Genomic DNA, 13061 nt, shown 5'->3' on the forward strand with positions numbered 1-13061 from the left:
AACAATGGACCACTTTCCGGGGAGCAGACCATAGAAAGAATTACGTCAACAGGTGAGCCATTTGACCTCCTTGGCCGAATCGTGCAGCGCTCTCTGTCGACAGGTTCAGTTATCCATTTGACGGCACGCTGATCTAACCGGCCTCGGCGCAATACCGGGGTGCTCAATACGCTCCTGTCGGGCACGCCGGTCAGTCTCCAGTACGCCGACGGAACTCTCGGACAAATCCGAAAGTTTCGTTCGCGTTAGAAAGGAGACTTCGATGGGCAACCAGCCCCTAATTTCATTTGCGTCCAACTCTCCCCAGCCTGAGATTGAACGTGTTCCTATTGCGTCGCTGAAACCTTGGCCGCGCCATGCCCGCACCCACGATCGCGGGAAGCAGCAGGCGCTGATGGCGTCTATCCGCGCCCACGGCATGATTGACCCTATCGTGATCGACGAACTCTCGTTCATTCTATCGGGGCATGAGCGAACAAAGCTGATGCGCGAACTTGGATTCAGCCACATCGACGCAGTTCGCGTGCGTCATCTTTCACTGGCTGATAAGCGGGCCTATGTCATCGCAGCCAACCGCTTTCCGGAGCGCGGCGGGTGGGACCGAGAAGTCCTGGGCTTGGAGTTCTCGGCTCTCGTCGACACAGCGATCGATCTCGACCTCCGCACCACTGGCTTCGAGATCGCCGAAATTGACCTTGCGCTCCAGCAGGCTGAACAACAGCCTGCGACGGACGATGACCAGGAATTGGAAGTACCTGAGGCGCACATCTCCAGACCCGGCGATCACTGGCTCCTTGCGGACCATGAGCTGATCTGTGGCAATTCACTAGAGTCAGGCGTCTGGTGCCAACTGATGCGGGAAGACAAGGCGCGCCTGTGCCTTACCGATCCTCCGTATAATGTCCGGATACGGGGGCACGTCACGTCTAAGGGACATGATGAATTTCAGTTCGCTTCAGGCGAAATGAACAGCGAGGAATTCCAGGATTTCCTGCGAGCAGGTCTCTCGCTCGCCATCAAGTACAGCCTCGACGGCGCATTACACTTGGTCGCGATGGATCATCGCCATCTTGGCGATCTTTTCGCGGCGGCAAAGTCCATCTATTCGCAGCGCCTGAACATCTGCGTATGGACCAAAACAACGCCCGGGATGGGCTCCCTGTATCGATCCCAGCACGAATTTTTCGCACTGTATAAAGTGGGAACCGGACCGCATACGAATAACATCCAGCTTGGCCGATTTGGCCGCAATCGATCGAATGTCTGGACCTATCCAGGCGCCGCAGGCTTCCGGAAAGGCCGTGACGAGGACCTTGCCGCGCACCCGACGGTAAAGCCCACCGACCTCCTCGCCGATGCCATTCTTGATCTGACCGATCCAGGCGACATCGTAATCGACGGCTTTGGGGGCTCTGGATCCCTCATCCTTGCGGCCGAGCGCACCCGGCGCAGAGCTCGCGTGATTGAGCTCGAGCCGAAATACGTGGATGTCGCCATACACCGCTGGGAAGCCATGACGGGCCAGCAGGCTCGCCTCGCCGGGACGGGTGCGACGTTCTCTGATGCCGGTCAGCGCGGAGCGGTGCTCGCCCTGCCGGCACCTGCGAAGCGGGAGGACTGATCATGTCCAAGACCGCGAACGCGGGCGGCTACGGTAAGCCGCCCAAGAAACACCAATTCAAGCCTGGCCAATCGGGGAACCCGAAGGGGCGTCCCAAAGACGCCCGCTCCTTCAAGACAGCCTTATCGAAGGAGTTGGAAACGCGGCTCGAGATCAAGGAAGCCGGCAAGGCCAAGAAAGTGTCCAAACTCGAAGCCGTAGCGAAGCGCCTCGTCACTGATGCGCTGAACGGTAATCCAAAGGCACTGACCGAGCTCCTTCGGCAGTTGAACTTGCACTTCGGCGACGCCCCCGATGTCGATCCGAGACAGCAGCCTGCCAGCGCCGAAGATCAGGCCCTCCTGGCCCGATTCATTGAGCGGGCTATTGCGGAAAAGGGGGCCAAGGATGACTGACACCATGATATTGCCGGAGGTCCACGCCCTTAAATCCGACATTCACGCGCTATGCCGCACTGATTTTCGAAGCTTCGTTCGCAAAGCCTTTTCCTGCCTCCATCCGACCAAGAGGCTCGAAGAAGGCTGGCATCTCGATGCGATGGGCTACCATCTGCAGTGCGTTGGCGAAGGGAGCATTCGACGACTCATGATCTCGCTTCCGCCACGGTCCCTGAAGTCGCTCATTACTTCCGTTTTTTGGCCTGTATTCATCATCGGAAACGACCCAGCGAAGACAGTCCTTGCCGTTTCTCACTCACTCGAACTCGCAGTCAAACTGTCGAACCTCGCCAGGCAACTAATCTCGCATCCAGATATCCAGGAAATATTCCCTTCACTGAAGGGCGTGTTGACGAAGGATAGCGAACGGGAATTCACCACGCTTCAGGGTGGTGGCCGCATTGCTGTGTCAGTTGACTCGAATGTCACCGGGCGAGGCGGCGACGTAATCATCATTGATGACCCGCTAGACGCATCTGATGCGGACAATGAAACCGCGTGCTTTGCTGTGAACAAATGGATCGACGAGACACTGTCGACCCGCACCAACAATCCAGCCACGACTCCCATTGTTCTCGTTATGCAGCGGCTTTCGATCTACGATCCTGCCGCCCACCTTGCCGAGCAAGAGGATTGGTCGCAGCTGAGCTTCCCGGCCATCGCGGTTCGCAATGAAAGGATTCCGATTGGCCGCGGTCTTTTCCATGATCGAAAGATAGGCGACCTGCTTCACCCCGAGCGCTACCCTCTAGAGTATCTTGAGAAGCAGCGCAGGATCATGGGGCATAGAGCGTTCGAGGCGCAGTTCCAGCAAAATCCGCTGCCAGATGGCGGCGGCATTATCGATCTGGCTAAATTTTGTCGCTACCAAAAGATCCCAAAGCTCAGTGATCTTCGTTTCTACAGCATCGATGCTGCATCCGGGTCAGATTCTGGATCCTACTCCGTAATCATGAGCTTTCGGATAACTGATGGCAAAGTGTATCTGACGGGCGTCTCAAGGAAGCGGTATACGTTTCCCGAGTTGTGCCGCCTCGTTCACTCACTTTCCGTCGAGCATCGACCGGACCATCTGATTATCGAAAGAGCTTCCAACGGCATTGCCCTGATCGAACATCTGAATGAAAAGCTCCGGGATACAGATTTTGTCGGCCGGTTTATTCCGTATGTTTACGGAATAAGTCCGACTCAGGACAAAATTACGCGTATGGAAAAGGCGATGGTCGCAGTCGAAGAAGGAAAGGTCCTATTGCCTGAGAAAGCAGACTGGTTGCCAACGCTAGAATCTGAGCTTCGTGCTTTTCCAAACGGGCGAAATGATGACCAGGTCGACGCATTATCTCAGGCCGTGAAGTTCTTCGTTTGGTATATGCAGCATCCAATCGCGGAAGAGCGTAAACGCCGGTATCGATGACGGCTAACATCTCCTAGACGGCTTGTTTGGTACGCTCACCCTAATCCGCAACGCATGAGGTAGGCCGCGATGCCATCGTAGAAATGCGGATGCCGGGTCTTGTCCTCTACAACTCCCTGCGGGATGTAGAGGATCATGCCTTGCCGCGCTCGCGTCAGAATTACTCTGTATGCATTCTTCAGGTAGAGCCTACGCTCCGGCGAATTCACACTCTGCCAACGCGTCCCCTTAAACGCGTGCTGCCTCCAGGCGCCATCCTCGTAACGTAGGTCCGCATCCCAACAAATGCCCGCCCAGTCGAGCTCGAGCCCCTGCACGTCGAATTCTGTGGCGACCTCTTCGAGATAGTAGGCCGATCGGACGTCATCTGGTCCATTGAGAAACCAATTTGCCGGATCAATGCTGGCGCGCACATTGATGCCGTCAGGCCTAAGGCGATACGCCCCCGACGAGGCAATTAACCCAGGGCGCTCTGTCCCCCGCGCATGCTGGCGGAGCCACTCGCGGGCAGCATCGATGTCCCGGGTCAGCGCGATCGGATATCGGTCCTTGATCTCCGCATAGACCCGCCGAGCCTCCTCCGGGCGATTGTCGAGGATGTGACCAACAAATTCTGAAAGCTTCTCGGCTCGAAAGGAACGCATCGACACGCCAAGGTGTAGCCCCGCCTCCCATGTGACCCGTTTCGACCCGAGAAGCCCTTCACGATGCTCTGAGAGGCCATAGTCGGGGTCGTGCAGGCGTTCCGAGACATGCACCTCCCAGTCCGGATAGTGCGCCTGCAGCGCGCCCATCCATTCCGCCAGGCCCGCTTCGCCGGTGTTGATCTCTTGGCCGCCGCCGACGAGACAGATAATCACCGCCCAGTCGGCGTGTCGGTCCATCACGCTGACTAAGAATTGCGGCTCGGACATATCGAAATTCGCCTGGCCACGCTTCTGCTGCATGAACTTCGATGCTTGATCCCGGGTCCATGCACGTTGGGCTTCATCAAAGATGACAATATGCTCGGGCGGTGGCGCCTCCAAGCGCAGAGCCTCATCCCGGAAGTGGTGAATGTTCTGCACGAAGCTCGATACTTCGCGCAGGGCATCGCCCTTCTTGACCTTGAGGCGCGCGACCTGATCCCGGGCCAGCGCCTCCCGCAAGACGATCACGAGCGGCCCATTGCCGGAGAGGAACACCGCCCGCCCCTCTTCGTCCTCGTGCGAACTCTCCGTCGCAATATTGAGGCCGGCGAGGGTTTTGCCCGATCCTGGTACGCCGGTGACGAAGCAAATCGCCTTCTTCCGATTGGCGCGGGCATCTGCCACGATCTGCCGGATGCACTCCGTCGTCATTGTGAGGTTTTGCGCACCGGCATCGGAGCGGGCAATCTCTTCGACGGAATGGTTCTGATAGAGGGCCTGAGCCGCTTCAATGATGGTGGGGGTTGGTAGATAGCCGGATCGGATCCACGTTTCGGCGTCGACCGCCGCAACCGGTCTGGGCACTAGCCCGTGCAGGAGTGGGATCAGCTCTTTGCCGCTAGAGAGGATCGGCGCGGCGACATGGTCCTTAGCCCAGTTCACCTCCTCAGGCGCCATACGGGGGGCCCGCGTGGCGATGAGGATGGGGACGATGGGTAATCCATGAGACCCCTTGTGAAAGTTCTTCAGATCGAGGGCGTAGTCGTGCACCTGGTCGATGGCGCTGCGGTCGAAACTCGACGCCCCGACCTTGAATTCCACCACGAAGACTGTGCCGTCCAGCAGCAATACGACATCTGCTCGCTTGCCCATGCGCGGGATCGCGAATTCGAAGAAGATCTCGCCGTGATCGAGCTCCCTTAATTGGTCCTGGAGCAACTCAACTTGCACCTTCCAGGCATCGCGTTGCGTGAGCTCCAGGGCGAAGCCGTGCGCTGCAGTCAGTTGCCCGAGGATCTCATCGACGGACTGGTTCAGGAACTGATCGATCGGGGCTTGGTAATAGGCCGGCGCAATCACGCGATGTTCTCTCCAATGTAGCAGCAGCCTCGGCAGCTTCGGTTTAATCTCGCCAGATTGACTAGCCTGATTCACGTAAAATGCGCGGACCAACCCACAACCCCGAATAGGATTCGGCTATCGATTGGAGGTAGCCCATGCGCACAAAGCTTTGGTCATTTGATACGGTCGTTGTGGATCTTGAAGATCGGGATGTCACGGTGAAACTGGTTCACGAAAGGGCCTTTGCTGAAATCACGGTCCAGTTCAGTATCCCCGAAAAGTCACTCGAAACGAGCGCACAGATATTACGCCGTCATGCGGAAGCCCTAGCAACTGACAGGATCCTCGACCTCGCCTCCTTCGTGGACGCACCATGAAGATGGGCAGCGAGCTTGCGATGGGCGCCAGCAGAAAGAGCTTGGCGACGGAAGCGACAAACAACCAAAGGGCAATAAGACAAACGCGTTCGGATGTGCTCACCGCCCAAGTCGATTAATGGACGCCACCTCTGACCACTACTCGGTCAGTCGTAGTTGCGGTCACCCCAAAGGTCCGCTGGGCAGTCCAGCCCCCAAATGCCTCGACGGGCATTTCGGGCTTGGCGTTCTTCATCGGCATAGGCGCCGTGACTGTAGCGCGGCCAGTCCCTCGCCCAGCCTTCGCTGACCATGAATTCAGCGAGGCTTTTGCCGCCAGCCTCGCAGTTGCCAATCTTGCGGTCGTAGCGGTCCTTGCCGCTGATGTCGCAGATGACGGTGCGCTGGCCGATGAAGTCGGACAAAACGAAAGCGGCCTTCTTGTAGACATTGACCGAACCGCATATGGAGCCACGCTCGGGGGAGTCGAAGCCATCGAGCCGAATGCGCTCGCCGTGGATTTCGATCGTGTCGCCGTCGATGACCGAGGCCGTGCCGGCAAGTTGGTCTTCAGAGCCTTGGGTAAGCTCGGTAGTCGACGGTCGGCAAGCCGCCACACCAATCGCGGCCAGGACAAAGATAGATTGCATGTGCCGCATGTGCATCCCCATGGATTCGAATAGCTCCTTCGTGAATCTATAGCGGATCGACTGTCGGGGCAATTTCCCCCGACTTTAAATTGAATGGACGCCTCCACATTCTCCGCTATTGTTTGCTAAAAAGTGGGGTGTGAAATGGCTGAATCTCAAATCAAAGCAGATCAAAAGCAAAAGTCACTTGGGGTATTCTCTACGTTAGCGGTCGGAGTGGTTTTATCTCTCTATGCCATCGTCATTGGTGGCATTTACTTTGGGGTCCGAGACGGATGGCTGGCAGAACTCTGGACAAATCTCGAAGGCGATGGACGAGCCAACGTTATCTCATCAATGGTAACAGCACTTGGGCTACTCTCTTCCGCGGTAATCCTGCCCTTTGTGTTCAAAGATCGCATTTCCTCCCTGAGTGACATGGTCGATCGAACCGAGCGAGACCTGAAAGATCTGAGCAATACAACTAACGACAAACTTGATGACCTAACGAGCCGGTTCAAGTCCCAACTAGATCAATTTCAGGCTCAAACGGTTCAGAAAGCAGATGAAGGCCAAGAGCTAATCGAGGGCTTGTATGCGGCAGTCTCCTTGCTGCTTGGCCAAGGCATCGTCACTGACTCCAACCACGCCCGTCAAATTGTAAAAGGACTATGGGAAAGGGCAAAACTTGCTTGTCGGGAGAAACTTCAGAACAAAAAGTACATGCGCCAGACGACGAAAGACGAAGTCCGAAAGTTAAAAATGATGAGTGCGGATTATTTTTCAGCTTTGGTCGCCAATGGAGTCATATCCACTGAGGAACGCGACATGCTAGTTCAACTCAGAGGGTTTAGATACGCCCAATCTCCGCCCACGCCGACCGACTTCCCCCTAATTGGACGCCTCCAAGAGGCTATCGATCGATTTTCACAAAGCGACGAAAATGGAAATATCGGTGAGACGAACTAATAGAAATTCAAAGGTAATAGGTCGAAACTCGGTTACTCGCTATCTCCAAAAAGTTATTCGACGATTCAACGCCAGGATGTTCTATGAGTTCAGATAGTTTGACAATCGAAGCCGTTGGCAAACTTGCCCAAACCTGCGTTCAGCATCATCCTGTTGTGGTGCTTGGGAGCGGAGCTTCCGTGCCACACGGCATCCGAGGAATGATGGCTCTTGCCGATGAACTTAAGAACACGCTAACGGCAGAAGGTTGTGAGGAACAAGAGGCTTGGAATCGGATTCTGGCCGATTTGGCGAATGGTGATGGGCTAGAAGAGGCACTCGGAAAAACAAATGTGCCGTCGAGCTTGATTCAAAAAATTGTTGAGCGCACTTGGCTTACCATCACAGCCGATGACTTAGCGCTGCTTCAGCGAGCCGCCTTAGGTGAAGAAGCTTTTCCTTTGTCCGAATTTATTCGGGGGCTTTTTAGAAGCACAAACAACACACTTCACCTTGTTACACCAAACTACGATCGAGTAGCCGAATATGCTGTTGATGTAGCCGATCATTTCCATGGAACAGGCTTTGTTCCGGGCTTAATTCGACGACGGGAGGGCGCGGATGGAATCACCTTTCGAAGAGGGAACCATCCAGCTCGAGTTGTGCGTATCTGGAAAGTCCATGGCTCGCTAGATTGGTTTCAAGGCAAACAAGGGCAGATCGTTTCACTGCCACTAAGTCGCGAGCTTCCAGCCGAATTTTCCCCGATGATAGTAACACCTGGCGTGAGCAAATATGAGCGAACGCACGATGAGCCCTTCAGATCGGCGATCCAAGGAGCTGACCTCGCACTTGGCACAGCAAATTCGGTGCTATGTATCGGCTACGGATTTAGGGATCGACATATTCAACCGAAGTTGGTTGAGCGATGTCGTCAGAAAAACGTACCGCTCGTAGTTCTCGCGCGGACGCTAACTGATGAGACGAAGGAATTTCTCCGCACAAGCGCTGGTACATCGTACTTAGCTCTGGAAAGTTGTGAGGATGGCACTCGAGCCTATACGTACGAAATACCAAATGGTGCGGTAATCGAGAATTGCGAATTCTGGTCATTCGCAAAATTCAATGATCTGGTTTTGTAAAGGTGCAGCCATGACGATCCTCGACTATCAAGATGAAGAATCTCTTGGGAAAATTATCGCAGTCGACACCGCCGTTGTAGTTGTTCGAGTCGATGATCTCGAACGACTAAAGCGCGTCCAAGTAAATCGCTTGGTGGTTTTGCAAAGCAGCAAAGCTGGCCAACACCTGATTGGGATTGTCTCTCGGATCACACGGAAAGCACTTGATAGCGGGACAGAACTTGACCTGGAAACAGATGAAATTCCGGCTGCATTGCCAGAGAACAATCTGGTTCGAATTGCACTAATCGGAACACTAATCAACCGTATTGGAATGGCACGAAATGTGTTCCGCCGCACGCTGGAGACGGTGCCGGAGATAGATGCGAACTGCTTTGCGTTAGAGGGCGACCGTCTTACGAAATTCATGCAAGTTATTTCAAATGTTGTCGGCGAGGGCCCGCAACTTGAACTCGGAAATTATACGCTGGACGAAGATGCCACTGCATATTTGAACGGCAACCGACTATTTCAGCGGCACGCGATAATCGTAGGAAGCACAGGCTCAGGCAAATCATGGACTACAGCAAGACTATTGGATCAGATTGCCTCCTTACCGCAAGCCAATGCCATCCTCTTTGACGTGCACGGAGAGTACAAAACACTTGAGGGAGACGAATTTAGACACTTGCGAGTAGCAGGCTCTGGCGATCTTGAAAAAAAAGCAGGACTAGATGATGGGATATTGTTCTTGCCGTACTGGCTGCTGGGTTACGAAGCAATGGTATCTCTCTTTGTCGATCGAACGGACCAAAATGCGCCCAATCAAGCAATGGTCATGGCTCGTTGCATTACTGAGGCCAAGCGTTCCTATTTAGAAGCTGGCAATCACGACGACATATTGAGAAACTTCACTGTGGACAGCCCCGTCCCATTCGATATCTCCGTCGTAGTGAACGAGCTGGAGCGCCTTGATACTGAACGCGTAGATGGCGCCAAAGCTGGAACCACCAAGGCTGGTGATTTCAATGGCAAACTTAGTCGTTTGATTGCCCGCTTCAAGTCAAAGACATTGGACCGAAGACTGGGCTTCCTGTTCCAACCCAGCGAAGAATGCATGAAGATGGAATGGCTCGGCGCAATGACCCATCATCTAATGGGCGGACGTGACTCACAAGCCGATGGAAAAGGCGGGATTAAGATAGTCGATTTCTCAGAGGTCCCCTCCGACATTCTGCCACTTATGGTGAGCCTCCTTGCCAGGCTTATATTCACGGTTACTCAGTGGACAGAAATCGAAAAGCGACATCCAATTGCGCTTTTTTGTGATGAGGCCCACTTGTATGTTCCAGAGCGCTCAAACGCAGATTCCGTGAGTGATATTTCTGTTGGAGTATTTGAGCGAATTGCCAAAGAAGGCCGGAAATATGGAATTGGATTGGTTGTGATTAGCCAGCGGCCAGCCGAAGTGAACCGCACCGTTCTGAGCCAATGCAATAATGTCGTCGCGATGCGACTGACAAACGGTGAGGATCAATCAGCAATCAAACGGTTGCTACCTGACAGCTTGGGTGGTTTTGGCGACCTTCTTCCAGTTCTTGATATTGGAGAAGCGCTGGTCGTTGGAGATGCGAGTTTGCTGCCAACCCGTGTTCGCGTCGCCGAACCGAAGTACAAGCCAGATAGCGCGACTGTGCCTTTCTGGGATCGATGGAGCAAAAGTGACCTAGTTCCTGACACGGACCGCGCAGTGCTTGCATGGCGCCGCCAGAGCATCCAATAGAATGCGAAGCGTTGCCTGCAAATTTTCAAGACATCAGCAGCAATAGTTTTGTAGCTCACACTTAATACGGTCAAACTGGTCGACCGGTTATAATTTATGAGTGCTACACCAAACATGATCGTTACAGAAATTACTTGAGAGATAGCATAAATCCAATCGACCAAACCCTCCTTAGTACTCCAAAGACTCAAACTCTCTTGAACATTTTGGTGAATAAGAAATCCCAGTCCTGAGGCTTCACTCAGGTCCCGAAGGTCAGCCGCAGAAAACATATTTCCCGCCCACTTTTCCACACGTGGCGGATCGGAATCGGTCTCATCAATTATTTTTGCCTGCAGATTAAGAAAGCTGGACTTCATCCCTGTTCCGAGCATTGCTGTTCCTGTCGCGGTCAGCCCCGCGGACGCCCGGCAAATCATCGGGCCTTCGGGTCGTGGAAGCACTGGTCGCTTCCTCAGACCTGAAGGGAAACCCGATGACAAACCGCAAATCCAACCGCGCCACACCGAAACCCAAGAACAAGGCTTCGAAAGCAGATCAGCTCAAAAGCTTTCTCGCCAAACCTGACGGCATGACCGCTGAAGCCCTATCCATAAAACTCGGTTGGCAGACCCACACAACTCGCGCCGCACTCACCCGCCTGAAACAAGCAGGAATTGAGTTGGAAAAGCTCAATCCCGCAGAAGGCTCGCGGCAATCCCGCTACCGGATTGCCGGAGCGAAGAAATGAGCCCCGCAGCCGAGCTTAAGGATCTCCCCCGCGCCGACCTGGTTGGTCGTTACGAACACCTACTCGACACGCCGCCACCGAAGGGACTGAGCACACCTCTGCTCCGCCGGATCGTCGCCTTCGAAACCCAGGCCGTTGAACACGGGGGCCTGGGCCTTCGGCTCAGAAAGCAGCTTCGATCGATCGCCGATGCGGACGGATCAGTCAGCCCCACCACCCATCTCAGATCCGATGCCCGGCTGGTCCGCGAATGGAACGGCGTCACACATGTTGTCGATCGCGTCGGGAATGGCTTTTCTTATCGCGGCAAGACCTACCGGTCGCTCTCTGCCATCGCGAAGGAGATCACCGGCGTCAAATGGTCCGGACCGCGCTTCTTCGGACTGAAGGGGGCAGCATGACACAGCCCGGCCGCCGGACAATCCGCTGTGCCGTCTATACCCGCAAGTCGAGCGATGAAGGTCTGGACCAGGCCTTCAATTCCCTCGATGCTCAAAGAGAAGCTTGCGAGAGCTATATCTCCAGCCAAAGGCATGAAGGCTGGAAACTGATCCCGGCGCATTATGATGACGGCGGATTGTCGGGCGGAAACCTGGAGCGACCGGCGCTTCAGCGACTTTTGGAGGACATCGCTGATGGCAAAGTCGACCTGGTCGTTGTCTACAAGATCGACCGGCTCACCCGGTCGCTTGCGGACTTTGCCAGACTGGTCGACCGGTTCGATGCCGCGGACTGCTCCTTCGTCTCGGTCACCCAGTCGTTCAACACATCGACGAGTATGGGCCGCCTGACGCTCAATGTGCTGCTCTCATTTGCCCAGTTCGAACGGGAGGTCACCGCCGAACGCATCCGGGACAAGATCACTGCATCGAAGAAGAAGGGCTTCTGGATGGGTGGTCTGCTACCGCTCGGATATGATCGACATCCGGATCCGAAAATGCAGACGCTTGTGATCAACCAAGCGGAGGCAGAGATCGTCCGGGAAATCTTCCGTCTCTATGTTCAGCATGGCTGCTTGCGTCAGGTCGAACAGGACGTCATCGCCCGTGGCTATCGATCCAAGCGGCGCACCTTCAGCGATGGGAAAGTGACGGGTTCCAAACCCCTCAGTCGCGGGCAGATCAACTTCATCCTGCGTAACCCGGTCTATATCGGCCGCATCCGGCATAAGCAGGAATCCCACGAAGGCATACATGATGCGATCGTGGATCAGGACCTGTGGGATCGCGTTCAGGAACGGCTCGACCTGAAATCACCTAAGAAGTCCCGGCGCCCGTCCAGGTCTGGTGCCTTGCTGACCGGACGGATCTTTGATGAGACCGGCGACTTCCTGACCCCGACACACTCTCAGAAAGGCAGTCGCCGGTATCGCTACTATGTCTCGGGTCGGTTGCTGGCAGGCTCACCCAACGATGCTTCCGGCTGGAGGCTGCCCGCAAAGCAGTTGGAAGACGCCGTGAGCGAGACTGTCTTCCGGCATATCGGCGGTGACGTGTCCCGGCTCCTTCGCAGTCCAACTCCGTCAATACTTGAAGGCGTAAAGCGTAACCTCGCGAGGTTCTCCCGGACCATGGCCACAGACCTGGTCGAGCGAGTTCAGGTTTCTGCAGGGCATTTGGACATCGCACTGTCTGCGAATGCGATCGCCGAATGGTTCGGAGTGACGGAAGACCAAATTGACCGCGGCAATCTCCAACTTGAAGCGCCGTTCGGAGTCAGGCGGCGCGGGAAGGAATCGAGGCTGGTGTTCGGAGCGATCCATGCGGCGCCGGATCCGAAGCTGGTCCGGATGATTGCCCTAGCGCATTCCTGGCTGGAGGAAATCAAGGCGGGCATCCTTATGAAGGACATTGCGGCGCGCTATGGGTGGCAGACGCTGATGGTCCGACAGCGCATTCAGCTGGCATTCCTGTCGCCTGCAATTGTCGGGGCGATCCTGGAAGGCCGGCAGCCTGAGGGTCTGACGCTCACACCGCTCGTAACGTCCGACATTCCGCTGGACTGGGATGAGCAATGGGCGGCGCTGGGGTTTGAAGCGGCTCCCTGATACCG

12 protein-coding genes are annotated in these 13061 nt (G+C 55.2%); 10 read left to right on the forward strand and 2 right to left on the reverse strand.

Annotated features, from left to right (window positions below; all coding sequences use genetic code 11):
* Positions 1-262 precede the first annotated feature (262 nt).
* Genes HY36_RS03260 through terL form a run of 3 tightly spaced genes read left to right on the forward strand, consistent with a single transcriptional unit; the run spans position 263 to position 3472 of the window.
* Complete coding sequence (locus HY36_RS03260; protein ID WP_081806009.1) at positions 263-1621, forward strand: site-specific DNA-methyltransferase; 1359 nt, start codon at positions 263-265, stop codon at positions 1619-1621.
* 2 nt (positions 1622-1623) lie between these two features.
* Positions 1624-2016 (forward strand): DUF5681 domain-containing protein, encoded by a 393-nt coding sequence (locus tag HY36_RS03265; RefSeq protein WP_035548450.1) that lies wholly within the window; start codon positions 1624-1626, stop codon positions 2014-2016.
* Positions 2009-3472, forward strand: a complete 1464-nt coding sequence (gene terL, locus HY36_RS03270) for a phage terminase large subunit (RefSeq protein ID WP_035548453.1) — start codon at positions 2009-2011, stop codon at positions 3470-3472. Before HY36_RS03265 ends, terL begins: the two co-directional genes overlap by 8 nt.
* Positions 3473-3507: 35 nt before the next feature.
* On the opposite strand, the gene HY36_RS03275 is transcribed toward terL, so the two are convergent.
* Positions 3508-5553: a DUF2075 domain-containing protein gene (locus tag HY36_RS03275; protein WP_206741145.1), complete on the reverse strand. Its 2046-nt coding sequence runs from the start codon at positions 5551-5553 to the stop codon at positions 3508-3510.
* A gap of 44 nt (positions 5554-5597) precedes the next feature.
* Between HY36_RS03275 and HY36_RS03280 the strand changes: the two genes are divergently transcribed.
* Complete coding sequence (locus HY36_RS03280; protein ID WP_035548460.1) at positions 5598-5819, forward strand: hypothetical protein; 222 nt, start codon at positions 5598-5600, stop codon at positions 5817-5819.
* 146 nt (positions 5820-5965) lie between these two features.
* Here HY36_RS03280 and HY36_RS03285 read toward each other — a convergent pair whose 3' ends face one another.
* Positions 5966-6457: a thermonuclease family protein gene (locus tag HY36_RS03285; RefSeq protein WP_051602458.1), complete on the reverse strand. Its 492-nt coding sequence runs from the start codon at positions 6455-6457 to the stop codon at positions 5966-5968.
* Positions 6458-6592: 135 nt separating this feature from the next.
* On the opposite strand from HY36_RS03285, the gene HY36_RS03290 reads away from it, so the two are divergent.
* The 6 genes from HY36_RS03290 to HY36_RS03315 all read left to right on the forward strand — a co-directional run bounded on the left by HY36_RS03290 (position 6593) and on the right by HY36_RS03315 (position 13056).
* Positions 6593-7396 (forward strand): hypothetical protein, encoded by an 804-nt coding sequence (locus HY36_RS03290; RefSeq protein WP_035548462.1) that lies wholly within the window; start codon positions 6593-6595, stop codon positions 7394-7396.
* Positions 7397-7479: 83 nt separating this feature from the next.
* Positions 7480-8517 (forward strand): SIR2 family protein, encoded by a 1038-nt coding sequence (locus HY36_RS03295; protein WP_081806012.1) that lies wholly within the window; start codon positions 7480-7482, stop codon positions 8515-8517.
* A gap of 10 nt (positions 8518-8527) precedes the next feature.
* Positions 8528-10279 (forward strand): ATP-binding protein, encoded by a 1752-nt coding sequence (locus tag HY36_RS03300; RefSeq protein WP_035548465.1) that lies wholly within the window; start codon positions 8528-8530, stop codon positions 10277-10279.
* A gap of 475 nt (positions 10280-10754) precedes the next feature.
* Positions 10755-11009: a DUF3489 domain-containing protein gene (locus HY36_RS03305; RefSeq protein WP_035548657.1), complete on the forward strand. Its 255-nt coding sequence runs from the start codon at positions 10755-10757 to the stop codon at positions 11007-11009.
* A complete protein-coding gene (locus HY36_RS03310) occupies positions 11006-11410 on the forward strand; it encodes a DUF2924 domain-containing protein (protein WP_035548468.1) in 405 nt (134 codons plus the stop codon). Before HY36_RS03305 ends, HY36_RS03310 begins: the two co-directional genes overlap by 4 nt.
* Positions 11407-13056, forward strand: coding sequence for a recombinase family protein (locus HY36_RS03315; RefSeq protein ID WP_035548470.1), 1650 nt, complete (start codon positions 11407-11409; stop codon positions 13054-13056). Before HY36_RS03310 ends, HY36_RS03315 begins: the two co-directional genes overlap by 4 nt.
* Positions 13057-13061 lie beyond the last annotated feature (5 nt).

Origin of the sequence: Hyphomonas atlantica corrig., from assembly GCF_000682715.1 — a bacterium.
Classification (GTDB): Bacteria; Pseudomonadota; Alphaproteobacteria; order Caulobacterales; family Hyphomonadaceae; genus Hyphomonas; species Hyphomonas atlantica.

What these genes read in the sequence shown, in the direction of transcription:
- HY36_RS03260 (WP_081806009.1), top strand. Translation starts at nt 263, where the DNA reads ATGGGCAACCAGCCCCTAATTTCATTTGCGTCCAACTCTCCCCAGCCT.
- HY36_RS03265 (WP_035548450.1), top strand. Translation starts at nt 1,624, where the DNA reads ATGTCCAAGACCGCGAACGCGGGCGGCTACGGTAAGCCGCCCAAGAAA.
- terL (WP_035548453.1), top strand. Translation starts at nt 2,009, where the DNA reads ATGACTGACACCATGATATTGCCGGAGGTCCACGCCCTTAAATCCGAC.
- HY36_RS03280 (WP_035548460.1), top strand. Translation starts at nt 5,598, where the DNA reads ATGCGCACAAAGCTTTGGTCATTTGATACGGTCGTTGTGGATCTTGAA.
- HY36_RS03285 (WP_051602458.1), bottom strand. Translation starts at nt 6,457, where the DNA reads ATGCGGCACATGCAATCTATCTTTGTCCTGGCCGCGATTGGTGTGGCG.
- HY36_RS03290 (WP_035548462.1), top strand. Translation starts at nt 6,593, where the DNA reads ATGGCTGAATCTCAAATCAAAGCAGATCAAAAGCAAAAGTCACTTGGG.
- HY36_RS03295 (WP_081806012.1), top strand. Translation starts at nt 7,480, where the DNA reads ATGAGTTCAGATAGTTTGACAATCGAAGCCGTTGGCAAACTTGCCCAA.
- HY36_RS03300 (WP_035548465.1), top strand. Translation starts at nt 8,528, where the DNA reads ATGACGATCCTCGACTATCAAGATGAAGAATCTCTTGGGAAAATTATC.
- HY36_RS03305 (WP_035548657.1), top strand. Translation starts at nt 10,755, where the DNA reads ATGACAAACCGCAAATCCAACCGCGCCACACCGAAACCCAAGAACAAG.
- HY36_RS03310 (WP_035548468.1), top strand. Translation starts at nt 11,006, where the DNA reads ATGAGCCCCGCAGCCGAGCTTAAGGATCTCCCCCGCGCCGACCTGGTT.
- HY36_RS03315 (WP_035548470.1), top strand. Translation starts at nt 11,407, where the DNA reads ATGACACAGCCCGGCCGCCGGACAATCCGCTGTGCCGTCTATACCCGC.